Source organism: Streptomyces mesophilus, assembly GCF_011044995.1.
In the GTDB taxonomy this organism is placed as follows: Bacteria; Actinomycetota; Actinomycetes; order Streptomycetales; family Streptomycetaceae; genus Streptomyces; species Streptomyces mesophilus.
The window spans coordinates 168925-192357 of record NZ_JAAKZW010000002.1; the positions used below are offsets into that span (position 1 = coordinate 168925).

Below are 23433 nucleotides of genomic sequence, written 5' to 3' on the forward strand. Positions count from 1 at the left end.
AGGGGCGCCCGCTTCCTCAACCTTCCTGAGAAGGCGCTGCAGTTGAGGCCGGCGAAACCTCCGACGAGCGGGTCAGGACGAACCCGCTCCGGGGCCGGGTCGGCATGCGCCCCAGGTCGATCCGCAGATCCTGCGTGGGGACCGCGTAGGCGAGCCGCGCCAGGCGCAGCGTCAGCACCTCGAGGAGCCGGACCGTGATGTCCTCGCCCGGACACCGGTGGCCGCTCGCCGCCTCACCGCCGCCCTGCGGCACCAGGACATCGCGCTGCGGGGGACGGTTGACGAAGCGTCCCGGGTCGAAGTCGTACGGGTGCGGCCACAGCTCTTCGTCGTGGTTCTGGCCGTACAGGTCGAGCAGCACGAGCGAGCCCTCCTCGATCGGCTCGCCCTGATGGAACAGCTCCTCGGTCGCCACCCCGGCCACGAACGGGGCGAACGGGTAGAAGCGCCGTACCTCGTGCGTGAAGGCCCGTGCGTAGCCGTCCTCGTCGAGGATCTTCTGCCGCTGGTCCGGGTCCTGATGCAGCGCGTGCGCGGCGAAGGCGACGAACCAGCACACCGCGACGGTCGGACGGATGACGTTGAGCAGTTCCACCGCGGCCGTGTGCGCGTCGATCAGCTGGTCGTCGGCGTCCCTGTGGTGGACCACGAGATCGACCACCGAGCCGTCCGGCACCTTGCGCTCACCGGTGCGGATCTGCGCGATCAGCCGCATCAGCCCCTTCTCGGCGCGGCTGCGGGCCCGCCGGGCGCGCACGTGCCGCGGTCCCACGGCCGCGAAGCCGTCGACCATGGCCACCAGATCGCGTGCCACGGGCTCGACCCGGGCGGCGTCCAGCGGAAGCCCCGCCCATCCGCACACGGCGCGTGTCAGGATCCGGCTCACTTCGTCGAACAGCACCACGCGCCGGCCGTCCGCCCACCACCCGACCGTCTCGTCCCAGATCGTGCCGACCGCTTCCGCGAGGGCGTCGATGCGGCCCGGGTCCTTGAGCAGGTCCATGAACAGCGTCTTGCGCACCTGATGGGCGCGTCCGTCCAGCGTGTGCACGGCGCCGTGCCCGAACAGGGTGGAGAGCACCGGCTCGGGCAGCGCGTCACTGCGCGCGATGCGCGGCTCCTCGTAGAAGAAGCGCACCGCGTCAGGACCACGCAGCGCGACGGCGGGACGGCCGAGCAGCCGGGTGCGAACCACGGGTGCTGTCGTGCGTTCCCACTGGGCGGGCAGCCAGCGGTAGCCGTCGGCGAGCAGGGGCAGGGTGGCATCGGACTTCAGACGTCGTAGCGCGTTCATGCCTCTCGGAGTACCCCGGCCCGCGCGGCGAAACGTCACGGAAGCCGCAGAAAGCACCGCACCGGACCTGTCCGAGGAGTGAGATGGCCCACCCCCTCAAGCTCCTGAACAGCAGGGAGTTAGCATGTGAGCGCCGCCTAGCTCGAAAGATAAATTCCTGTGACTGTCAACGACGACTCGTTCACCAACTGGAAGCACCGCGAGGAGATCGCGGAGTCGATGATCCCGCTCATCGGGAAGCTGCACCGCGAGCGGGACGTGACCGTTCTGCTGCACAGCCGCTCCCTGGTGAACAAGTCGGTGGTCTCGCTCCTGAAGACCCACCGCTTCGTACGTCAGATAGCCGGCGAGGAGCTCTCGGTCACCGAGACGCTGCCGTTCCTTGAGGCCCTGACCACGCTGGACCTCGGCCCCTCGCAGATCGACATCGGCCGGCTCGCCGAGGAGTACCGGGCCGACGACCGCGGACTGGGCATCGAGCAGTTCACCGCCCAGGCGGTGGCCGGTGCGACCGGTGCCAACAAGATCGAGTGCCGTGAGGGCCGCGATGTCGTGCTCTACGGCTTCGGCCGCATCGGCCGCCTCGTCGCCCGCCTCCTGATCGAGAAGGCCGGCTCCGGCAACGGTCTGCGCCTGCGCGCGATCGTCGTGCGCGGCGGCGGTGACCAGTCCGGCGGTGATCTCGTGAAGCGCGCCTCGCTCCTGCGCCGCGACTCGATCCACGGCCAGTTCCAGGGCACGATCACCGTCGACGAGGCGAACAGCACGATCGTCGCCAACGGCAACGAGATCAAGGTGATCTACGCCAACGACCCCTCCGAGGTCGACTACACGGCGTACGGCATCAAGGACGCCATCCTCATCGACAACACCGGCAAGTGGCGCGACCGCGAGGGCCTCTCGCAGCACCTGCGCCCCGGCGTCGACAAGGTCGTCCTCACCGCCCCGGGCAAGGGCGACGTCCCGAACATCGTGCACGGCGTCAACCACGACAGCCTCAAGCCGGACGAGCAGATCATCTCCTGCGCGTCCTGCACCACGAACGCCATCGTCCCGCCGCTCAAGGCCATGGACGACGAGTACGGGGTCCTGCGCGGCCACGTCGAGACGGTGCACTCGTTCACCAACGACCAGAACCTTCTGGACAACTACCACAAGGCCGACCGCCGCGGCCGCTCCGCGCCGCTCAACATGGTGATCACCGAGACCGGTGCCGCCTCGGCCGTCTCCAAGGCGCTTCCGGACCTCAAGGCGCACATCACGGGCAGCTCGATCCGTGTGCCCGTGCCGGATGTGTCGATCGCGATCCTGAACCTGCAGCTGGCCCGTGGGACCACCCGCGAGGAGGTCCTCGACCACCTGCGCGAGGTCTCGCTGACCTCGCCGCTGCGCCGCCAGATCGACTTCATCTCCACGCCCGACGCGGTCTCCAGCGACTTCATCGGCTCGCGGCACGCCTCGATCGTGGACGCCGGCGCGACCAAGGTCGAGGGCGACAACGCGATCCTCTACCTCTGGTACGACAACGAGTTCGGCTACTCGTGCCAGGTGATCCGGGTCGTCCAGCACGTCTCGGGCGTCGAGTACCCGACGTACCCGGCGCCTGCTGTCTGAGGCACTGATGCGTAAGAGGCACTGATGCGCAAAGGGCCGCCACACCCGAGAGGTGTGGCGGCCCTTTCGCGTACAGGCGAGGTCAGTTGATGCTGCCCATCAGGCGCTGCACCCGCCCGCGGTAGACCCAGATCCCGATACCGGCGATCACCGCCACGGCCGCCTCGACGCCGACGACGCCCCGGCTGTCCAGGTTCATGCCGCCCGTGCTGAGCAGCGACATCAGCGAGTCGCCCGCGGTCACCGCGAGGAAGAAGACGCCCATCATCTGGGAGGCGTACTTCGCCGGGGACATCTTGGTGGTGAGCGAGAGGCCGACGGGGGACAGGCACAGCTCGCCGACGGTCTGCACGAAGTAGATCGCCACGAGCCACAGCGCCGCGGCCTTCGCGCCGTGCGCGGCGGTCGTCATCGGGATCAGGAACACGAAGAACGAGACGCCCGCGAGCACCAGACCCGAGGAGAACTTCACGATGGTGCTCGGCTCCTTGCCGCGGCGGTTCAGCCACAGCCAGCCGCTCGCGATCACCGGTGCGAGCGCCATGATCAGGACCGGGTTCACCGACTGGTACCAGGAGACCGGGAAGTCCCAGCCGAAGAAGGAGTTCTGTGCGGACTCCCCGGCGAAGGTGGCCATCGTGTACGAGCCCTGGTCGTAGATCGCCCAGAAGATCGCCGCGGCCACGAAGAACCAGATGAAGCCCGACATCTTCGACTGCTCGAGCTGCGTCAGGCTCTTGTCGCGCTTGATGCGGATCAGGACGAGGACCGGGATCACGATGCCGAGGACGGACAGCGGGACCAGGATCCAGTTGTCGGTGATCGTCGTGAAGGACGCCACGCAGACGTAGAACACCACGGCCGCCGCGGCGGCGAGCAGCGACTTCACGATCACGCTCTTGCGCTCGGCCGCGGTCAGCGGCTTGGGCACCACGTTCGACGCCTCGCTGAGGTGGCGGGTGCCGAGCAGGAACTGGATCAGGCCGAGGCCCATGCCGGCGGCGGCGAGGGCGAAGCCCAGGTGCCAGCTGACGGTCTCGCCGACGGTGCCGATGATCAGCGGCGAGAACATGCCACCGAGGTTGATGCCCATGTAGAAGACGGTGAAGCCGCCGTCGCGGCGCGGGTCGTCCGGGCCGTCGTACAGGTGGCCGACCATCGTGGAGATATTGGCCTTGAGCATGCCGGAGCCGAGCGCGACGAACGCGAGGCCGAGGAAGAAGGTGGGCGTACCCGGCACGGCGAGCAGCAGATGCCCCGCCATGATCGCGAGGGCCGAGATGGTGACCGTCTTGCGCGGACCCCACACGCGGTCGCCGAACCAGCCGCCCGGCAGGGTCAGCAGGTAGACCATCGCCGAGTAGATCGCGAAGATCGAGGCCTCGGTCGCCACGGACATGCCCAGACCGCCGCCCTGCATCCCCTTGGCCGCGTCGGCGCCGCCGGAGATCAGGTACAGCGGAAGCAGCGCCCGCATGCCGTAGAAGCTGAAGCGCTCCCACATCTCGGTCATGAACAGCGTGGCGAGTCCGCGGGGGTGCCCGAAGAAGGTCTTCTCGGTGGGCCGGGGCCCGGGACGGGGGGCGGGGGCCATGGTCTGGCTGGTCGCCATGGGTCGTTCCTCGATCGCTCGGGACGCGCGGTGAGCAGGTTCGCGCCCGGGTGGGTGGCCGGCACCGTCCGGGCGCCCTCACCCTGCGCTCATGGGTGCGAGAGGCCGCTTCCGACGGGATCCACGCCTCGTATGCGTCGTTGCACCGAAGGCCCGGCCCACAGGTCAGTCACTGATATCCACTGTGACGACCGCGCCGGGGCGACTTAAGTGCCTTTTGTCCGTACGCGGAACATAAACCCCTCGGCCGAAAGGACGAGGAGCCCGGGGTGCCCGGCCCGCCGGCGGGGCGGTCTGGGAAGCTGCCGGGGTGACGTTCACGCCGGTGCGCCCCGAGCCCATCACCGCGGACCCGCCGGGCTATCCGGCGCGGGCGCTGCTCACGCAGTCCTGGCTGGACCTGGCGTTCGTGCACTGGGCCGTGGACCCCGCGGACGTGGCCCCGCTGCTGCCGGCCGGCACCGTGCCCGACACCCTCGACGGCGCCACGTACGTCGGTCTCGTCGCCTTCCGTATGCACCGCGTCGGCTGGTTCCGGCTGCCCGGCGTCCCGTATCTCGGGAGCTTCCCGGAGACCAATGTGCGCCTCTACTCGGTCGACGGGCAGGGCCGCCGCGGCGTCGTCTTCCGCAGCCTCGACGCCTCCCGGCTGATCCCGGTCACGGTCGGCCGCGCGGCTTTCGGGCTGCCGTACCTCTGGTCGAAGATGTCCGTACGCAGGGAAGGCGACGTCCTCGTCTACGACAGCCGCCGCCGGTGGCCGGGCCCGCGGGGCGCGCGCAGCCGGATCGCGCTGCGGGTCGGCGAGCCGGTCGAGGAGCCGAGCGAACTCGAGCACTTCCTCACCGCGCGCTGGGGCCTGCACAGCGCCTTCTTCGGCCGCTCCCTCTATCTGCCCAACAGCCACCCGCGCTGGCCGCTGTACCACGCGGATCTCCTGGACCACGAGGACGACTTGATCGAGTCGGCGGGTCTTCCGCGGCCCTGCGGCGCACCCGTCAGCGTGCTCTACTCGCCCGGCGTGCCGGTCGAGTTCGGGCGCCCCGGACGAGGGCCGGCCGGCATCCCCACGCCGTAGCACTGTTCCGCGCGGTCGGGAATGTGTCCGCCCTCTTGACCCATTCTGGTCCAGACCAATAACTTCGGCTGGCCGACTCCTGTCTGCACCAGGCCAGTTGGCCCTCTTCCGTCGACCAGGAATGAGCCCATGCGCCGAAGAATTCTGCCCCAGGCGGCCGCGGCCGTCTGCCTCGTCGCCCTGATCGCTCCGCTCGCCCAGGCCCAGGAGGGCGGTGACGAGCGCGGGGGCGACCGTGGCCGCTCCGCGCTCAAGCGGGTCGGCTACTTCACCCAGTGGGGTGTCTACGGCCGTGACTTCCAGGTCCAGGACCTGGACAAGAGCGGCGCAGCGGCCCGCCTGACCCACATCAACTACGCCTTCGGCAACGTCAGTCCGCAGGGCAAGTGCTTCCTGAACGCCGTGCCGGGCGAGTCCGACCCGTGGGCCGACTACCAGCGCCCGCTCGACGCGGAGAACTCCGTCGACGGGGTGGCCGACACCGACACCCAGGCCCTCGCCGGCAACTTCAACCAGCTCAAGGAGCTGAAGGCCAAGCACCCCGGCCTGAAGGTGATGATCTCGCTCGGCGGCTGGTCCTGGTCCACCCACTTCTCCGACGCGGTGCGAACTGCCGAGTCCCGCAAGGCGTTTGTGCAGTCCTGCGTCGACCTCTACCTGAAGGGCAACCTGCCTCAGGACGGCGTACGCGGCGGAGACGGCGCGGCCGCCGGGGTGTTCGACGGCGTGGACCTCGACTGGGAGTGGCCGGGCTCCGAGGGTGACGCGGACACCGTGTTCCGGCCCGAGGACAAGAAGAACTTCACGGCGCTCGTCGCCGAGTTCCGCGCCCAGCTCGACGCGCTCGGCCAGAAGAACCGCAAGCACTACGAGCTGTCGGCTTTCGTGCCCACCGCCGAGAAGAAGATCGACGCGGGCTTCGAGGTCAAGAAGATCATGCGCGATCTGGACTTCGTGACCCTCCAGGGCTACGACTTCCACGTCAGCGGCGAGAAGACCACGGCCCAGCAGTCCGCGCTCTTCTCGCGGAACGACTTCAGCGTCAACGGCACGGTGAACGCCTGGCTGGAACGCGGCGCCCCGGCCCGCAAGCTGGTCGTCGGCATGCCCTTCTACGGCCAGGGCTGGACCGGCGTCAGCGGCGGCGGCGACGGCATGGGCCGGCCCGCCACCGGTCCCGCTCCCGCCAAGTGGGCCAACGGGTACGCCGATTACAAGGAACTCAAGGCGCTCGCCGACTCGGGCACGTACAAGATCCACCGCAATGTGCGCGAGGGCCACACCTGGCTGTTCGACGGCACGACGCTGTGGACGTACGACGACCCGGCCACGCTCGCCGTGAAGTCGGGCTATGTGAAGGCCCGCGGCCTCGGCGGCGCGATGTTCTGGTCGCTCGACGGGGACACGGCGGACGCTCAGCTGGTCCGGACCGTGGACCGCGCTCTCGGGCGCTGACCCCAAGCATCGGGCGCACCCGGAGACCCTCACTCGTCCCGGGTGCGCCCGATCTGTTCCCGCAGCTGCGCGATCTCGGCCCGCAGCGCCGCGATGTCGTTCTTGTCCGCCGCCTGATCGCCGTCCTTCAGGGTCACCAGGAGCGTGCCACCGGGCTCCAGGCTCACCGCACTGGCCTCGGCCACGTCGTCGCCGCCCTGCCGGCGCACCGCGACATCGAGGTCGGCGATCCTGAGGCCGTAGCGCCGCACGGTCCGGGGCAGCCAGCGCCCGTCCCGCGCCAGGTCGACGGGAGATCCCTCGAGAATCTGCCCCAGCCGTCCTGAGGACTGGGCCGCCCGTACGACGACGCCGTTCACCGCGAGCAGTACCGCCGCGCCCAGCGCTGCCCCGGTCACCGAGTTGTCAGGGCCGATCACGGCGTTCTGCACGACGTTCGACAGCAACAGCATCACGACCAGGTCGAAGGTGTTCAGCTGGGCGAGGTCCCGTTTCCCGGCGAATCTGAGCAGCACGAGCACGATCAGATACACCGCGACCGTCCGTACGGCCTTCTCGCCGTACGGGATCCCCACATCCACCAGGTCGTGCCACACACGCGCTCCCGAAGTCGTCGGACACCGGCCGCGTCAGCCGATCGGTCCAGCATTCCCGGCGCGGGACCCCGCGGGTGGGGAAGGTGGGTGCATGAGCACCGGTGTGTCGCCTCAGCATCGGCGGAGCTTCGTGCGCTGGTGGACCGGGCGCTCACCCGCCGCGGGTTCCGCCGTGATGGCCACCGGCATCCTGTCGGTGGGGCTGCACCTGATGGGCCAAGAGAACCTGTCCCTCGCCGCGCTCGCCCTCGCCGCCGTGATGTGGAGCGGCCTCGCGGCCGATTTCACCGGGCGGCTCCTGAACGACCGGGCCCGCTGGATCCATGAGGCGGACACCCCGCCCGCCCTCACCGCAGTGGCCGCGACCTGCGTCCTCGGCACCCGGCTCGCCCTGCTCGGCTGGACCGCGCTCGCCACCGTCCTGCTCGTGCTCGCCGCAGTGGTCTGCCTGGTGCTGCTGCCCGCGGTCCTTCGCGACTCCGTGCTGCGGGTGCGGCACCACGCGATGCCAGGCGCGGTGTTCCTGGTCTGCGTCGCCACGCAAGGGCTCGCCGTCCTGGGCGCCACGCTCGCACCCCTGCTGCACCAGACCTGGCTCGCCCGCGCGGCCCTGGCCGCGTTCTGCCTGGGCCTGGTCCTGTACGGTCTCGCGCTGGGCCGGTTCGACCTGCGCAACGTCCGCCGCGGCGCGGGCGACCAGTGGGTGGCGTGCGGCGCCCTGGCCATCTCGGCCCTGGCCGGCGCGAAGCTGCTCGCCTCGGCCGCCTTCACCGGAACGTTCCACGACGCCCTGCGGATCGCGGCGCTGACCCTGCTCGCCCTCGCCTTCGCCTGGTACGCGGTCCTGGCCGTGGCGGAAGTCGCCTGGCCCCGGCTCCGTTTCGACGTACGCCGCTGGGCCACCGTCTTCCCCATGGGCATGACCGGCGTCGCGACGCTGTCCCTCGCGACCGCGGCCGGCGTCGCGGGGCTGAGGACGCCGGGCAAGGTGCTCGTGTGGTGCGCCGTCGCAGTGTGGTGTGCGGTCTTCGCGGGGGCGGTCCGTTCGGCGGTGAGGCCGGTATGAAGGCAGCTCCCGAGGCGCCCGACGACTGCCTCGCCCGCAACGAGTGGATCTGCGGCAAGTACCTGAGCACCCGCAGCGAGATCCTCACCGACGCCGTGATCCAGCACCTCGAACTCACCGCGATCTCGGTCCTGATCGGCCTGGTCCTCGCCGTCCCCCTCGCCGTCGCCGCGCGCCGCTGGCACTGGGCGTCAGGGCCGTTGCTCGGCCTGACGACCGTGCTCTACACGATCCCCTCGCTCGCGATGTTCTCGCTGCTGCTTCCCGTGTACGGGCTGTCGGCCGCCCTGGTCGTCGCGGGTCTGGTCCTGTACTCACTCACGCTGCTGGTGCGCAACATCCTCGCCGGACTGCGCGCCGTGCCCGAGGAGACCCGGCAGGCCGCCCGCGGTATGGGCTACGGACCGATCCGGCTGCTGCTCACCGTCGAACTCCCGCTCGCCGTACCGGCCGCGATGGCCGGCCTCAGGATCGCCACGGTCTCGGCGGTCTCGCTGGTCACCGTGGGCGCGATCGTCGGCTACGGAGGGCTCGGCAATCTCATCTACGCCGGGATGAACACGTACTTCAAAGCCCAGGTCCTCACCGCCTCCGTGCTGTGTGTCGTCATCGCGATCGCCGCGGACCTGTTGCTCCTCGGCGTGCAACGGCTGCTCACGCCCTGGCAGAAGGGGGCGCGCGGATGAACACGCTGAGCGATGCCTGGGACTGGCTCACCGACCCCGCCAACTGGTCCGGCGGCGACGGCGTCTGGCACCGCCTGACCGAACACCTGGTGCTCACCGTGGTCTGCCTGGTCATCAGCTGTCTGATCGCGCTGCCCATCGCACTGGTCCTCGGCCACCTCGGCAAGGGCGGCGCGCTCGCCGTCAACATCTCCAACGTCGGCCGCGCCGTACCCACCTTCGCCGTCCTGGTCCTGCTGCTCCTCACCCCGATCGGCAAGTGGGGGCAGGGCCCGACGGTCGTCGCCCTAGTGCTCTTCGCCGTACCGCCGCTGCTCACCAACGCCTACGTCGGGATGCGCGAGGTCGACCGCAGCATCGTCCAGGCGGCCCGCGGGATGGGCATGACGGGACGCCAGATGCTGTGGCGGGTCGAACTGCCGCTCGCCCTGCCGATGATCCTCAACGGTGTACGGATCGCCGCCGTCCAGCTGGTCGCCACCGCCACCATCGCGGCGCTCGCGGGCGGCGGCGGACTCGGCCGGATCATCACCGCGGGCTTCAATCTGGCCTCCACCGCCCAAGTGGTCGCGGGCGCCGTCCTGGTGGCCGCGTTCGCCCTGATCGTCGAGGGGCTCTTCGAGCTCGCCGAACGCCTCGCCCCCGGCTGGGCACGGGGGAGGACCGCATGAGACGGCCGCTCGCCACGACCTGTCTGCTGACCGCGCTCCTCGCGGGCTGCTCCACCGGACCGTCCCTGGAGAACCAGGGCGAGGTCACCGCACCGCCCGGCGACAGCAAGTCCCTGACCATCGGATCGGCCGGGTTCACGGAGAGCGACCTGCTGGCCCAGATGTACGCGAAGCTGCTCTCGAAGGCCGGGTACCGCACCACCCTCCTCACGGTGGCCAACCGCGAACTGTACGAACCGGCCCTGGAATCCGGCCAGATCGACGTCGTCCCCGAGTACGCGGCGACCTTCGCGGACTGGCTCAACGCCAAAGCCAACGGAGCCGACGCGCCCCCCGTCGGCTCACCCGACCTCGACACCACGATGACGGCCCTGCGCGAGCTCGCCACGCCGCGTGGCCTCACCGTGCTCGACCCAGGCAAGGCCGTCGACCAGAACGCCTTCGCGGTCACCTCCGCGTACGCGAAGCAGCATCACCTCAAAACCCTGTCGGACCTCGGCCGCTCCGGCCTCAAGGTGCGGCTCGCGGCGGGCGACGAGTGCGTGAAACGGCCTTACTGCCAGCCCGGGTTGGAGAAGACGTACGGCATCGACATCACCTCCGTCGACCCCAAAGGCGTCGGTACCACCCAGGCCAAGAAGGCCGTACAGGCCGGTCAGGACCAGATGGTCCTCACCACCAGCACCGACGCCACGCTCGGCGAGTTCGGCCTGGTGCTGCTCGCCGACGACAAGAAGCTGCAGAACGCCGACTACATCGTGCCCGTCGTGAACCGCTCCCGGGCCGGCAGCGAGAAGGTCGCGGCGGCTCTCGGCAAGCTCAACACCGTTCTCACCACGGCCGATCTGGCCTCGATGAACCAGCAGGTGGACAGCTGGCGTCGGCTTCCGGAGGACGTGGCGGAGGCGTATCTGGAGGAGAAGGGGCTGCTGTAAGCGCTGCCCCGTTGCTACGGGCTCCCGGTGGACGCGATCGCTAGGTCCTGCCGTGCCCCGGGTCCAGCGCACGGATGACGTGCTCGATCAAGGTGTCGAGATACGCGGGTTCCGGCAGGCCCAGGTGGAGGACGAGCCGGTGGTACAGGGGGCCGTAGAACAGATCGAGGGCGACGTCCAGGTCCGCGTCCGGGTGCAACTGGCCCTGCTCCTGAGCGCGGCGCATGCGCTGCCCGAACGCCTCGATGCGCGGCCGGACCAGACGCTCGCGCATCTGCTCGGCGAGCTCCGGATCGCGCAGCGCGTCGGCGACCAGCCCGGCGAGAGGGGCATGCGAGGGCGGAGAGAGGAAGCGGATGACGGTGGCCATCTGGGTCCGCATGTCGGCGGCGAAGTCGCCCGTGTCGGGATGAGGGGCGACGGTGTCGGCTGCCTCGTGGAGGGCTTCGAGGACGACGGCGCCCTTGGACGGCCACCACCGGTAGATCGTCTTCTTGCTGACGCCGGCGCGGGCTGCGATGCCCTCGATCGTCATACGCCCGTACCCCTCCTCGCCGCACAGCTCGAGAGCCGCGGTGAGGATCGCGTCACGGCTTTTCTGGCTGCGCCGCTGCGGGTTGGGGGGCTTGGTCACCGGTCGACCCTAACAGGACACGACACGTGGCGTGTTGACAGATTACGGAGCCTGCGGGCAGTCTCTGCTCCGCCAACGACACGGCACGTGTCGTGGCCTTTGGGTGCAGGGCTTGGTGTCCTGTGCGCAGCGCACAAGGGGAGTGGGACTTCATATGAACAAGGTGTTCGCTGCCGACGGCACGGTCATCGCCTACGAGCAGCAGGGGTCGGGGCCCGTCGTGGTGCTCGTCGGCGGCGCGTTCATGACCCGGCACGATTCCGCCGAGCTGGCCGGTCTGCTGGCCGACCGCTTCACGGTCCTCACGTACGACCGCCGGGGGCGCGGTGACAGCGGGGACGCCGACACCTATGACGTGCGGCGCGAGGTCGAGGACCTGGACGCGCTGATCGGGCACGCGGGCGGCGAGGCCATGGTGTTCGGTATGTCCTCCGGTGCCGTACTGGCGTTGGAGGCCGTTGCCCGGGGGAGCGCGGTGACCCGCCTTGCGCTGTACGAACCGCCCTTCATCACCGACGCGAGCCGCCCGCCGCTGCCCGCCGACTATGTCGCCCACCTCGAGGAGCTGGTGCGGCAGGGCGCGTACGGCGATGCGGCGGCCTACTTCATGACGGCCGCGGTGGGGATGCCGCCCGAGGCGGTCGCGGGCATGCGGCAGGCTCCGTTCTGGGCCGGCATGGAGGCGACGGCCCGCACGCTGCCCTACGACGGCCGGATCATGGGCGACACGATGTCCGGGCGTCCGCTGCCCGCCGACCGCTGGCAGTCCGTGAACATCCCCGTCCTCGTCGGCAGCGGGGACGCCGGCGCACCGCACATGCTCACCGGTGCCGAGGAACTCGCCGCGCTGGCCGACAACTTCTCCCTGCGCGTCTTCCCGGGGCAGGAGCACACCATCGCTCCCGAGCTCCTCGCTCCGGTTCTGGCGGACTTCTTCGCCGCTCGGCCGCAGGCGTGAACAGACCGGCCTCGGCCCACTGAGCCGAGGCCGGCTCTCGGGCGACTCGTAGGCCGGCTCTGCGGTTACGCGTCCGCCACCGAGTCGAACTCCACCTCGTCGCGCCCGACCCCCAGCGCGTCCGCATCCACCGACCGGCGCAGCGCCTCGTGCAGCTTCGCCGGGGTCAGTACGCCGAGGAAACGGGCGCCGTCGAGGACGGCGACCCAGCCCGCGTCGTGCTGGAGCATCACCCCGAAAGCGGTCTTGAGCGGGGCGCCCACAGGGACCCAGGAGTTCATCCGGTGCGCGAGATCGCCGACCTTCGCGTCGCCCGCGAGCGCCAGTTCGTCGACGCCCGCCCAGCCGTGCAGTTCGCCCGCCTCATCGAGGCAGACGGCCCAGCGGGCCCCCTCGGCGCGCAGCCGGGACGCGGCGGCCGAGGCGGATTCGTCCAGGCGGGCGAGCGGCGGTTCTTCCAGGTCATCGGGCTCGATCTCGGTGACCGACAGGCGCTTGAGACCTCGGTCGGCGCCCACGAACTCGGCCACGTACGGCGTCGCGGGGTTGCCGAGCACGGCCCCCGGAGTGTCGAACTGCTCGATCCGGCCCTGCCCGTAGACCGCGATCCGGTCGCCGAGGCGCACGGCCTCCTCGATGTCATGCGTGACCATCACAACCGTCTTGCGTACGTTCCGCTGCATCTGCAGGAACTGGTCCTGCAACTGCTCACGCACCACCGGGTCCACCGCGCCGAACGGTTCGTCCATCAGGAGCACCGGCGGATCGGCGGCCAAGGCCCGGGCCACACCGACTCGCTGGCGCTGCCCGCCGGAGAGCTGGTCGGGATAGCGGGAGCCGTACTTCTTCGGGTCCAGGCCCACCATGTCGAGCAGTTCCGCCGCACGCGCCTTCGCCTTCGAGCGCTTCCAGCCGATCAGGGCGGGGACGGTCGCGGTGTTGTCGAGGATCGTGCGGTGCGGGAACAGACCGACCTGCTGGATGACGTATCCGATCCGGCGCCGCAGCTTGACGGGGTCGACCGTGGAGATGTCCTCGCCGTCGACGAAGATCTTTCCCGCGGTGGGCTCGATCAGCCGGTTGACCATCATCATCGTGGTGGTCTTGCCGCAGCCGGAGGGTCCGACGAGCGTCACCAGTTCGCCCTCGGCCACCTCGAAGGAGAGGTCGTCCACGGCCGTCGTGCCGTCGGCGTACCGCTTGGTCACCCGCTCGAACCGGATCATGCCCTCACGCTACGAGCGGGGCTCGCGGGCCGCACACCGGGACGGGCCGCACGGTGGGCTCACTCCACGAGGATGACTTGGAGGGTGCGCGGTCCGTGCACGCCCTCCACCCGGTCCAGCTCGATGTCGCTGGTGGCGGACGGGCCGGAGATCCAGGTCAGCGGCCGCCCGGGGTCGAGCCGGGGGAGCGCCTGCGGAACGGAGGAGACGAGCTGCTCGGGGACCCGTACGACGCAGATGTGGTGGTCGGGGATCAGGGTGATCCGTCGGCGTCCCTGGTCGGGGGAGCCGTCGAGGACGAGCGTGCCGGTCTCGGCGACGGCGAGGGCGCAGCCGGTCACGACCGCCGTCACCTCGTCCAGTTCGTGCGGGGTGCTGTCCGGGCTGTCCTCGACGAGGCGAGCGGCCACGCCGGACAGCCACTCCCGTGGGAGTCCCGCCGGGGCCAGCACGGAGTCCGCGTCGCGTTCGGCGAGCAGCCGGGCGATCAGGGCGGGCAGGTCGGCCTCCTGCGCACGGTGGACGAGCGCGCGGTACTCGGCGAGGTTCTCGGCAAGGAGATCGGCCGTCTCGGCGGCGGTGCGCGCGCCGTGCTGCTCGTGGTAATCGCGGGGCACGTCCTGCGCGTACGAGGAGGACGCACTGTCGGACGCGTCGCCGACGGCCCGCCGTACGCGCGCCAACACCCGTTCCCTGCTGTTCACTTGACCTCTCCCTTTCCGCCGTCCGTCCGCGCCCACCAGTCTCGGAACGACTCCTGCGGCACCTCGGGCAGATCCCGGCTCGCGCCCCAGGCCTTGCCCGGACCCGGGAGCTTGCGTGGATGCAGACGGCGGGTGCGCGAAGCCAGGCGCTGGCCCGTGCGCAGGATGCCCGGCCTGCCGAACGCCCAGGCCGTCGCCCGCATGGCCGCGCGTTCGGCGGCATGTCCCTTCGCGGGCCGCACGGTGATCCGCGCGCCGTTGCGCACCACCTCACCGCCCTCGGCGACCCGCTCCCGCAGATGGACGAGCACCTCGGGGATGTCGATCGCGACCGGACACACCTCGTAGCAGGCGCCGCAGAGCGAGGAGGCATACGGCAGCGACCGGTCGATCTCGCTTCCCATGCCGCGTAGTTGGGGGCTGAGGATGGCGCCGATCGGACCCGGGTACACCGACCCGTACGCATGGCCGCCGGCCCGTTCGTACACCGGACAGACGTTGAGGCAGGCCGAGCAGCGGATGCAGCGCAGCGCCTGGCGGCCGACCTCGTCGGCGAGGGTGTCGGTGCGGCCGTTGTCGAGCAGGACGAGGTGGAAAGTGCGCGGTCCGTCGCTGTCCGAAGTGCCGGTCCACGTCGACGTGTACGGATTCATCCGCTCGGCCGTGGAGGAGCGCGGGAGTGTCTGGAGGAACACCTCCAGATCACGCCACGTGGGCACGATCTTCTCGATGCCGACGACCGAGATCAGGGTCTCGGGCAATGTCAGGCACATACGTCCGTTGCCCTCGGACTCCAGGATCACGAGCGTGCCGGTCTCGGCGACCATGAAGTTGGCGCCGGAGATGCCGACCTTGGCCCGCAGGAACTTCTCCCGCAGATGCAGCCGCGCCGCCTCGGCCAGCTCGGCGGGGGAGTCGGCCAGGGCCTCCGGTGCGGGGCGGCCCCAACTGGCCATCTCATGCTCGAAGATGTCGCGGATCTCGCCCCGGTTGCGGTGGATGGCGGGGACGAGGATGTGCGAGGGGCGGTCTTTGCCGAGCTGCACGATGAGTTCGGCCAAGTCCGTCTCGTACGCGCGGATCCCGGCCTCTTCGAGCGCCTCGTTGAGCCCGATCTCCTGCGTGGCCATCGACTTGACCTTGACCACCTCGCGCTCACCCGTCTCCTGGACGAGACGGGTCACGAGCGAGTTGGCCTCGTCCGCGTCGACCGCCCAGTGGACGGTGCCCCCGGCCCGTACGACGGCCTCCTCCAACTGCACCAGATACGTGTCGAGATGGCGCAGCGTATGGTCCTTGATCTGCTTGCCCGCCTCGCGCAGCTCGGCCCAGTCGTCCAGCTCCGTGACGGCCCGGGCCCGCTTGTCGCGGATGGTGTGCGTGGCATGGCGCAGATTCGCCCGCAGGGTCCGGTCGGCGACCGCCCCGTGCGCGGCCGCGGGGAAGGCCGGCATGCCGACGAAGGTCCCGCTCATGTCGCATCCCCCTCGGTGTCGTCCTCGGTGCTCGCCAGGATCTCCGCGATGTGCACCGGCTTGATCTCCGTACGCAGCCGGCTCATCGTGCCGCCGAGATGCATCAGGCAGGAGTTGTCCGCCGCGCACAGCCGACCGGCCCCCGTGGACTCGGCGCCCAGCACCTTGTCCAAGCCCATGGCAGCCGACACATCGGGGTTCTTCACGGCGAACGTGCCGCCGAAGCCGCAGCACTCCTCGGCTCCCGGCAGCTCCACCAGCTCCAGGCCCTTGACCGCTTCAAGCAGGCGTCGCGGGCGGTCGCCCAGGCCGAGCGAGCGCAGGCCGTGGCAGGTGGGGTGGTACGTGACCTTGTGCGGGTAGTACGCGCCGACGTCGACCACACCGAGCACATCGACCAGGAACTCGGTGAGCTCATAGGTCTTGGGGATCACCGGGGCCAGCACACGCGAGAGTTCATCGCCGCGCCCCTCCGCCGCGGCCCGCTCGCCAAGGCGTGGGTACAGCTCACGCACCATGGCCGCGCAGGAGCCGGACGGGGTGACGATCGCGTCGTACTCGCCGAAGACATCGGAGTAATGCCGGGCCAGCGGCTCGGCCTGGTGGCGATAGCCGGTGTTGTAGTGGGCCTGTCCGCAACAGGTCTGCGCCATCGGGAAATCGACCTCGACGCCCAGCCTGTTCAGGAGTTTGAGCACGGCGCGGCCGGTGTCGGGATAGAGCGTGTCGTTGACGCACGTCAGGAACAGAGCGACACGCATCGCGGCTCCTCCTCGGTCGGTCATCGGATGGGTGCAGGGTACGCGTCGGTCGACCGTCTGGGCAGGCCCTTTGACACGTATAAGAGTTGCCTTATATAAGCCAGAGGTGTCATGCTGCGAATGTGTACGCATTCGATGTCCTGGGCGACCCGGTCCGGCGCCGCATCCTGGAGCTCCTCGCGGCAGGCGAGCAGTCCTCGGGCGAGGTGACCGCGACCATCCGTGCGGAGTTCGGGATCTCCCAGCCCGCCGTGTCGCAGCATTTGCGGGTGCTGCGCGAGAGCGGATTCACCACCGTGCGCGCCGAGGGCGCACGTCGGCTGTACGCGGTCGACGCGGCGCCGCTCAAGGAGGTCGACGCCTGGCTCGAGCGGTTCCGCGGCTTCTGGAACCAGCGGCTCGACGCCCTCGGCACCGAGCTCGCGCGAGGCAAACGGGCCAGGCGCGCGCGTGACCACCAGGCGACGGCACCGCATCACCAGACGACAGGGCCGGACCACCAGACGACAGGACCGCACCACACCACGGAGAGCTCCGATGACTGACATCGCCGACAGCATCAACGCCATGCACCGCGCCGTACGCGACGCCGACACCCCCAAGGGCCAGGGCCGTTCCCTCGTCCTCAGCCGTATCTACGACGCCGACGTCGAGGACGTGTGGGAGGCGTGCACCGATCCGGAGCGGCTCGGCCGCTGGTTCCTGCCGGTCACCGGGGAGTTCAAGCTCGGCGGCGCGTATCAGCTGGAGGGCAACGCGGGCGGCGAGATCCTGCGCTGCGAGCAGCCGCGCCTGCTGCGGGTCAGCTGGATCTACGGGCCGCCGCAGCCGGACGGCTTCAGTGAGGTCGAGGTGCGGCTCACGCCCGAGGGCGAGGACCGTACGCGGTTCGAACTCGAGCACATCGCGATCGTGCCGGCGGAGTTCTGGGACCAGTTCGGGCCCGGGGCCACCGGCGTCGGCTGGGATCTCGGCCTCGTGGGCCTGGAGCGCTACCTCGCGCAGGGCGACTCCTTCGACCGTGCCGAGGCGCAGGCATGGAGCGAGTCGGCCGAGGCCGGCGAGCTGATGACGGCCAGCAGCGAGGCCTGGCGCGCGGCCCATGTGGCGTACGGGGCACCGGAGGAGGTCGCCGCGAAGATGGCGGACGCGACCACGAAGTTCTACGTGCCTGGCGCCTGACCGCCCCGGTTCGCGCCCACTGTCCCTGTTTCGGCAGGCCCGGTGCCCTTGTCGGTGGTGGCCGTTAGATTGGCGGCCATGACCGAACAGCTGACTCCCATGCCCGAGGACTGGCAGCGCGCACTCGCCGTGGTCGCCCACCCTGACGACCTGGAGTACGGGTGCGCGGGCGCGATCGCGCAGTGGACGGACGCCGGACGCGAGGTGGTCTATCTGCTCGCGACCCGCGGTGAAGCGGGGATCGACACGCTGGAGCCCGACAAGTGCGCTCCGCTGCGCGAGCAGGAACAGCTGGCGAGCGCGGCCGTCGTCGGCGTCGAGACGGTGGAGTTCCTCGACTACAAGGACGGCGTGATCGAGTACGGCACGGCCCTGCGCCGTGACATCGCCGCGGCCATCCGCCGCCACAAGCCCGAACTCGTCATCACGCTCAACCACCATGAGGCCTTCGGCGGCCGCTTCCTCAACACACCCGACCACCGGGCGGTCGGCCAGGCGGCGATCGACGCCGTCGGCGACGCGGGCAACCGCTGGATCTTCCCGGAGCTCGGCGAACAGGGCCTCGCGCCCTGGGGCGGCGTGAAGTGGATCGCCATCGCGGGCTCCGACACCCCCACCCACGCCATCGACGCGGAGCCCGGCTTCGAGCGCGCGGTCAGCTCCCTGCTCGAACACCGCGCGTACATCGAGGCGTTGACCGACGAGGACCCGGAGGCGTACGCGCGCGGCATCATCACGATGACGTCCGGCTTCGTCGGCGACCGCTTCGGCGGGAAGCCCGCGATCGGGTTCCATGTGTACGAGCGCTGAGAGGGTTTTCCCTGGAGCCGAGCCTTTACAAGGCGGTTGAAGGCCTTCTCCTTCGTCGACCCTGCCGAGATCAACGAGCGCACTGTCCCCGACTTGTTCGACGCATCCCCGCGGCGGTCGAGGCCCGCACGGCGGCAGCCGCGTAGTTCAGTCTTCGCCCACTTGAAGAAGTACGACGAAGCAGCCGCCGTTGGCCCCGGCGATCACGCCATCAAAGGTGTGCCGGGTCACCGGTGACGACGTCACCCGCCGGGGAGGCCCTGGCGACAGCTTGAGGTTCGTCATCCAAGTGGCCTCATTGCCGAGCCGGCCCGCGACCTGCACCGCAACCTGCCGGGCATGTCTCTGATCCTGGAGGGCTTCGCCGGGCCGGGCGAGGCTCTCAGTCGCCAGCGAAGCAAGCAGGCCCGCACTCCATCCAGGGCCCACAACCTGGAGTGCGGCAGCCACCTCAGCGGGTGAAGGAGCCGCGATTCGCTCGTCCGCATGCGCGGCCCACTCTTCCTGAGCAGTCCGGGCCAGCGCGTATATCTCGGAGGGCAGATCAGCGGCGGTCCCGATGCCGGATCGCACATAGACCTCACGCGGGCCCGACAGCGACCCGAGCAACTCTCCGACCTTGCTCACCCCTGCATCCACCGCGTCATCCTGACACGACTTCGTCAAGCTTCAAGATCGCTACCTCTCGACGCCTCCTGGTGCAGTACAGGTGAGTCGGGTGGATGACGGGCTGGATGCGCCGGGCGGCTTCCGCTACTTGCGGCTGAGGGTTTGGTATTTCCCGTACGAAGGATCTCCCACGAGGGCCCGCATTTTCGGATGCTCCTTCGAGCCGCCGAATTCCCACGGGTTGCCCTCGCAGACGTTGATCCCCAACGTCTTATCTTCCTTGTCGTCGGACACCCACCACTTGCCGGTGCCGCTGCACTCCGACACCTTGACGACGTTGTCGACTTCGTTACTGAACACGGCAAGGTCGGTTACGACGACGGTGCCATCGTCCTTGAAGAACAGGGTCCCGGTCCCGGTATCGCCCTCGGTCCAGGTGCCTACGATGTCGGCCCGAGACAGTGTCTGCTGCTGCCATATGCACCCCGTGGCCAGCGTCAACACCGCGACCGCCAAGACCACTCCACGCAACCCCGCAGCGACTCGCCCTCGTTCATCACGCATGACTCCCCCTCGCGCACGTCAAACCCTGGTGGCTTCGCTCACCAGATCGTCTGGCGCTCACGCTGCCACGAAAGTTGAACATGTTCAACTCTGCTCGGTGTGCACTGGCAGCCCATCGCAAGCTCGCCCGCGTGGGCAGGGTGGGCTGGACGAATCGCTTCGGGATCAGCGTCAGGTTTGCCAAGGGCGGCTCTTCATAGTGCGGGTTCTGACCCCTACCCTGACGCGACGTCAGAAACGGTAGGGGGCGCGGATGATCGACACCGTCAGTACGGAGATCGCCGAGGGGGAGGAGCGGCTGCGGCTCGATGTCGAGGGCGGGCTCGGGATTCTTACGCTCTGTCGTCCGGACAAGCTCAACGCCTGGAGCTGGGAGTCGACCCGTCAACTCGGTCTGCTCGCCGACCGGATCCGCTTCGACGACTCCATCAGGGCGGTGCTGCTGCGCGCCGAGGGCCGTGCCTTCTGTGCGGGCATCGACGTCACGGCGCCCGGCGGTGCGATCACCGGACGCTCCGGCGCCGAACGGACCCGTAACTACTACGAGGGCATCCGCTGGGTGCACGAGCGGATGCGGGTGTTCGCCGGGCTTCCGCAGCCGGTCGTCGCCGCCGTGCAGGGCTACTGCCTGGGCTTCGGCTTCGAGCTCGCGCTGATGGCCGACATCCGTGTGGCCGCCGAGGACGCGGTGTTCGCGCTGCCCGAGGCGCAGATCGGCGTCGCGGTCGACGCCGGCGGCGATCTGCGGATTGCCCGGGACGCGGGCGCCGGGTGGGCCAAGTTCCTCGCGCTGACCGGACGGCGGATCGACGCGGCGACGGCGGAGCGGCTGCGGTTGCTTCAAATGGTCACCCCCGTGGACGAGTTGGAGAAGACCGCACGGTCCCTTGCCGCCGAGATCGCCGCCAATGCGCCGATCGCCGTTCAGGGCATCAAGCGCGATATCGACCTCTTCGCGGATGCGGGCCTGACCGAGGCGCTGGAGCGTACGGCGTTCGCGGCGGCGCTCACTCTCACCTCCGAGGACTCGCGGGAGGGGTATACGGCGAAGGCGGCGCGGCGGGCCGCGGAGTTCGAAGGGAAGTAGCTTGTTACGTTTCGTCCGCATCTACGGCCCTTCTGTCGGCGGGGCCGCCCGACTCGGAGCGGACGTATGTCACCTGCCTGTCTTCGTCCGTACGGACGCCGTGAGCTCTTCGGTCTGGCCTCCGGTGGCACGCTCGCCGCACTCGCCGCGGCCGTGCTTCCCGCCTCCGACCGCGCCGCCGCCGCGACCGCGCGCCGTACGCACTTCCGTGCCGTGGTGATCGGCTCCGGGTTCGGCGGCGCCGTGGCGGCGCTGCGGCTTGGACGGGCCGGGGTGGACACGCTGGTCCTCGAGCGGGGCGGGGAGGTGCCGGCGGGCGAAGGGACCGAGCATCACTACGAGTCGGGCCTCGACATCGTCACCGGGGCCACGGTCGGCGGTGGGTCGATCTCCTACTTCGGCGCGAGTGTCGCTCCCGAGCGGCGGTACTTCGAGCGGCTGTACCCGAGGGGCCTGCGCTACGACGAGTTCGCCCGGATCTGGTTCCCGCGGGCTCGGCGCATGCTCAAAGTCTCCGACATGCCGGCGGATGTGATGGGTACGGACCCGTACACCCATGTCCGTGCCTGGTCGGCGGGGGTGCGGCGGGCCGGTTTCACTGCCGGGCCGGTGGGCTCCGTCTTCGACTGGCGGTCCGTACGAGAGGAACTCGCAGGCCGTACCCGGGCCGTCGCCATCGCCGGTGACACCGTGGGCGCGGCCGCGACGGGAGCCAAACGCACGCTGCGCCACACCTACCTGCCCGCCGCGCTGGCCACCGGGAACGTCCAGCTGAGGGCCCGCCACGAGGTCGCCGCCATCGAGCGGGCGCGCGGCGGCTACACGCTGCACGTGCGCCGGCTCGCACCGGACGGTGCGCTGCTCGCTTCCGAGGAGGCCATCACCTGCGAGCTGCTGTTCCTCGCGGCCGGAACGGTGGGGACCAACCGGCTCCTTGTCGCCGCCCGGGACGCCGGAGCGCTGGCGGATCTGCCCGCCGCGGTGGGCAGCGGCTTCGGGGACAACGGCGATCAGATCACCGCCTGCGCCCTGCCGAGCGCGGATGCCGGCACCCGGCAGGGGATGCCGATCGCCGCCATGGCCAGAGTGCGGGAGGCCTACGAGCTGCCGCTCACTCTCGAGTGCGGGCATCTTCCGCCGACCATCGGGGCACCGTTGTGCCTGACCATCGCGATGACCGTCGACACCGACCACCGGGGGACCTTCCGTTACGACCCCGACGCGCGCACCGTCCGGCTGACCGGCTGGTCGGGCCAGCAGTCGGCCGCCGCCCAGCGAGCCGCGCACGCCGCCAACGCCCGTATCGCCGCGGCATCCCCGGGCTGGATCCCGGTGCCCGCGCCCGGCCCCTCTCTGTTCACGGCACATCCGCTGGGCGGCTGCGCGATCGGAGAGGTGACTGATCTGGAGGGGCGGGTGCGCGGGCTCGAGGGACTGTACGTCGTGGACGGCGCACTGCTCCCCGGCAACGCGGCCGGCGCCAACCCCTCCCTGACCATCGTGGCCCTAGCCGAACGGGCGATGGCCGCGATCGTACGTGCCGGGGGCTGACGGTCACGCGGTGAACGGCCCCCGTCCCAACTGCTCCCGTATCGGGACCACTTCGGGTGTCACCAGATCCCGCCGCTGCCAGTTCGCCCCGTCCACCACCAGTGTGTGTCCGCTGATGAAACGGGCGTACGGGGAGGCGAGGAAGGTCGCCGCCCAGCCGAGTTCGCGCGGTGCGCCGACACGCAGCGCGGGCTGGCGGAGGTCCGCGGTCCGTACGCGGTCGAGGTTCGCGCGGATGTCGGCGGTCATGTCCTCGTGCGGCATCAGCCCCGGTACGAGGCCGTTGACCTGGATTCCGTACGGTCCCCACTCGACGGCGAGGGTCTCGACCAGGTTCTTGACGCCGGCCTTGGCCGCCGCGCTGTGCGCGTAACCGGGGCCGCCGGTCCAGGCGTACGAGGCGCCGACGTTGACGATCGAACCCGGCGTACCGGCGGCGAGATGGCGGCGGCCGAATTCGCGGGCCATGAAGTACGTGCCGTTGAGCGTGATGTCGACGACGGTGCGCCAGGCGTTCGGTGACATGTCCTCGGCGGGGACGGGGAAGTTGGCCGCCGCGTTGTTGATGAGGACCTGGGGGAGTCCGCCGAACTCCTCGGCCCGGTCGAAGACTTCGGCGATGCGGTCCGGGTCGCGGATGTCGCACTCGGTGGTCAGGAGCCGGCCGCCGAGCCCCGCCAGCTCGTCCTCGGCGGCCTTGAGGTGTTCGGCCTTGCGGCTCGCGATCACCAAGTCGGCGCCGAGGCGGGCGAATTCGGCGGCGATCGCCTTGCCCAGGCCCGTACCGCCGCCGGTGACCAGGACGGTCATGCCGTCATACGTGCCGGCGGGCAGTGCGCTTGCGCCGAGTGGGGGTGGTGTGGGG

The 23433-nt window shown here is 70.0% G+C and carries 24 protein-coding genes; 13 read left to right on the plus strand and 11 right to left on the minus strand.

The window, feature by feature from the left end; genetic code table 11:
* Window positions 1-16 precede the first annotated feature (16 nt).
* The gene (locus G6045_RS01550) at window positions 17-1294 is read right to left on the minus strand and encodes a cytochrome P450 (RefSeq protein ID WP_165329885.1); all 1278 of its coding nucleotides are present in this window, start codon (window positions 1292-1294) and stop codon (window positions 17-19) included.
* Between the two features lie 159 nt (window positions 1295-1453).
* Between G6045_RS01550 and G6045_RS01555 the strand changes: the two genes are divergently transcribed.
* Window positions 1454-2908, plus strand: a complete 1455-nt coding sequence (locus G6045_RS01555) for a glyceraldehyde-3-phosphate dehydrogenase (RefSeq protein ID WP_165329886.1) — start codon at window positions 1454-1456, stop codon at window positions 2906-2908.
* Window positions 2909-2990: 82 nt separating this feature from the next.
* Here G6045_RS01555 and G6045_RS01560 read toward each other — a convergent pair whose 3' ends face one another.
* Window positions 2991-4520, minus strand: a complete 1530-nt coding sequence (locus G6045_RS01560; RefSeq protein WP_165329887.1) for a peptide MFS transporter — start codon at window positions 4518-4520, stop codon at window positions 2991-2993.
* A gap of 310 nt (window positions 4521-4830) precedes the next feature.
* Here G6045_RS01560 and G6045_RS01565 point away from each other — a divergent pair, with 310 nt between their 5' ends.
* Both G6045_RS01565 and G6045_RS01570 read left to right on the plus strand, forming a co-directional pair.
* Entirely contained in the window at window positions 4831-5598 is a 768-nt protein-coding gene (locus G6045_RS01565; protein ID WP_328707620.1) for a YqjF family protein, read from the plus strand.
* Window positions 5599-5727: 129 nt separating this feature from the next.
* Entirely contained in the window at window positions 5728-7053 is a 1326-nt protein-coding gene (locus tag G6045_RS01570) for a glycoside hydrolase family 18 protein (protein WP_165329888.1), read from the plus strand.
* Window positions 7054-7082: 29 nt separating this feature from the next.
* Here G6045_RS01570 and G6045_RS01575 read toward each other — a convergent pair whose 3' ends face one another.
* Window positions 7083-7649 (minus strand): DUF421 domain-containing protein, encoded by a 567-nt coding sequence (locus G6045_RS01575; protein ID WP_165329889.1) that lies wholly within the window; start codon window positions 7647-7649, stop codon window positions 7083-7085.
* Between the two features lie 91 nt (window positions 7650-7740).
* Here G6045_RS01575 and G6045_RS01580 point away from each other — a divergent pair, with 91 nt between their 5' ends.
* Genes G6045_RS01580 through G6045_RS01595 form a run of 4 tightly spaced genes read left to right on the plus strand, consistent with a single transcriptional unit; the run spans window position 7741 to window position 11007 of the window.
* On the plus strand, window positions 7741-8715 hold the full coding sequence (locus G6045_RS01580) for a tellurite resistance/C4-dicarboxylate transporter family protein (RefSeq protein WP_165329890.1): 975 nt from the start codon (window positions 7741-7743) through the stop codon (window positions 8713-8715).
* Complete coding sequence (locus tag G6045_RS01585; protein ID WP_165329891.1) at window positions 8712-9401, plus strand: ABC transporter permease; 690 nt, start codon at window positions 8712-8714, stop codon at window positions 9399-9401. The genes G6045_RS01580 and G6045_RS01585 overlap by 4 nt, the downstream gene beginning before the upstream one ends.
* Window positions 9398-10072 carry an ABC transporter permease gene (locus tag G6045_RS01590; protein ID WP_165329892.1) on the plus strand — a complete coding sequence of 225 codons (675 nt, stop codon included), beginning with the start codon at window positions 9398-9400 and terminating at the stop codon, window positions 10070-10072. Before G6045_RS01585 ends, G6045_RS01590 begins: the two co-directional genes overlap by 4 nt.
* A complete protein-coding gene (locus tag G6045_RS01595) occupies window positions 10069-11007 on the plus strand; it encodes an ABC transporter substrate-binding protein (protein ID WP_165329893.1) in 939 nt (312 codons plus the stop codon). The genes G6045_RS01590 and G6045_RS01595 overlap by 4 nt, the downstream gene beginning before the upstream one ends.
* 40 nt (window positions 11008-11047) lie before the next feature.
* On the opposite strand, the gene G6045_RS01600 is transcribed toward G6045_RS01595, so the two are convergent.
* Window positions 11048-11641, minus strand: coding sequence for a TetR/AcrR family transcriptional regulator (locus G6045_RS01600; RefSeq protein WP_165329894.1), 594 nt, complete (start codon window positions 11639-11641; stop codon window positions 11048-11050).
* A 154-nt stretch (window positions 11642-11795) separates the two neighbouring features.
* On the opposite strand from G6045_RS01600, the gene G6045_RS01605 reads away from it, so the two are divergent.
* Window positions 11796-12599 carry an alpha/beta fold hydrolase gene (locus G6045_RS01605; protein ID WP_165329895.1) on the plus strand — a complete coding sequence of 268 codons (804 nt, stop codon included), beginning with the start codon at window positions 11796-11798 and terminating at the stop codon, window positions 12597-12599.
* 65 nt (window positions 12600-12664) lie between these two features.
* Here the strand turns inward: G6045_RS01605 and G6045_RS01610 are convergent, their stop codons facing one another.
* From G6045_RS01610 to G6045_RS01625, 4 genes are read right to left on the minus strand one after another with little or no spacing between them, the layout of a single operon-like run.
* Complete coding sequence (locus G6045_RS01610; RefSeq protein ID WP_165329896.1) at window positions 12665-13825, minus strand: ABC transporter ATP-binding protein; 1161 nt, start codon at window positions 13823-13825, stop codon at window positions 12665-12667.
* 59 nt (window positions 13826-13884) lie between these two features.
* Window positions 13885-14529, minus strand: a complete 645-nt coding sequence (locus tag G6045_RS01615; protein WP_165329897.1) for a LutC/YkgG family protein — start codon at window positions 14527-14529, stop codon at window positions 13885-13887.
* Window positions 14526-16004: a LutB/LldF family L-lactate oxidation iron-sulfur protein gene (locus tag G6045_RS01620; RefSeq protein WP_165329898.1), complete on the minus strand. Its 1479-nt coding sequence runs from the start codon at window positions 16002-16004 to the stop codon at window positions 14526-14528. Before G6045_RS01620 ends, G6045_RS01615 begins: the two co-directional genes overlap by 4 nt.
* Window positions 16001-16765: a (Fe-S)-binding protein gene (locus G6045_RS01625; RefSeq protein WP_165329899.1), complete on the minus strand. Its 765-nt coding sequence runs from the start codon at window positions 16763-16765 to the stop codon at window positions 16001-16003. The genes G6045_RS01620 and G6045_RS01625 overlap by 4 nt, the downstream gene beginning before the upstream one ends.
* Before the next feature lie 122 nt (window positions 16766-16887).
* On the opposite strand from G6045_RS01625, the gene G6045_RS01630 reads away from it, so the two are divergent.
* From G6045_RS01630 to G6045_RS01640, 3 genes are all read left to right on the plus strand, one after another.
* Window positions 16888-17310 (plus strand): ArsR/SmtB family transcription factor, encoded by a 423-nt coding sequence (locus tag G6045_RS01630; RefSeq protein ID WP_165329900.1) that lies wholly within the window; start codon window positions 16888-16890, stop codon window positions 17308-17310.
* Window positions 17303-17947: an SRPBCC family protein gene (locus G6045_RS01635; protein WP_165329901.1), complete on the plus strand. Its 645-nt coding sequence runs from the start codon at window positions 17303-17305 to the stop codon at window positions 17945-17947. Before G6045_RS01630 ends, G6045_RS01635 begins: the two co-directional genes overlap by 8 nt.
* Window positions 17948-18025: 78 nt before the next feature.
* Window positions 18026-18757 (plus strand): PIG-L deacetylase family protein, encoded by a 732-nt coding sequence (locus G6045_RS01640; RefSeq protein WP_165329902.1) that lies wholly within the window; start codon window positions 18026-18028, stop codon window positions 18755-18757.
* 147 nt (window positions 18758-18904) lie between these two features.
* On the opposite strand, the gene G6045_RS01645 is transcribed toward G6045_RS01640, so the two are convergent.
* Window positions 18905-19396 carry a hypothetical protein gene (locus G6045_RS01645; RefSeq protein ID WP_165329903.1) on the minus strand — a complete coding sequence of 164 codons (492 nt, stop codon included), beginning with the start codon at window positions 19394-19396 and terminating at the stop codon, window positions 18905-18907.
* 114 nt (window positions 19397-19510) lie between these two features.
* Window positions 19511-19882: a hypothetical protein gene (locus G6045_RS01650; RefSeq protein ID WP_165329904.1), complete on the minus strand. Its 372-nt coding sequence runs from the start codon at window positions 19880-19882 to the stop codon at window positions 19511-19513.
* 301 nt (window positions 19883-20183) lie between these two features.
* Here G6045_RS01650 and G6045_RS01655 point away from each other — a divergent pair, with 301 nt between their 5' ends.
* On the plus strand, window positions 20184-21017 hold the full coding sequence (locus G6045_RS01655; RefSeq protein WP_165329905.1) for an enoyl-CoA hydratase/isomerase family protein: 834 nt from the start codon (window positions 20184-20186) through the stop codon (window positions 21015-21017).
* Window positions 21018-21083: 66 nt separating this feature from the next.
* A complete protein-coding gene (locus G6045_RS01660) occupies window positions 21084-22568 on the plus strand; it encodes a GMC oxidoreductase (protein ID WP_165329906.1) in 1485 nt (494 codons plus the stop codon).
* A 3-nt stretch (window positions 22569-22571) separates the two neighbouring features.
* On the opposite strand, the gene G6045_RS01665 is transcribed toward G6045_RS01660, so the two are convergent.
* On the minus strand, window positions 22572-23433 hold an 862-nt coding region (locus tag G6045_RS01665; protein ID WP_165329907.1), incomplete at its 5' end, for an SDR family oxidoreductase.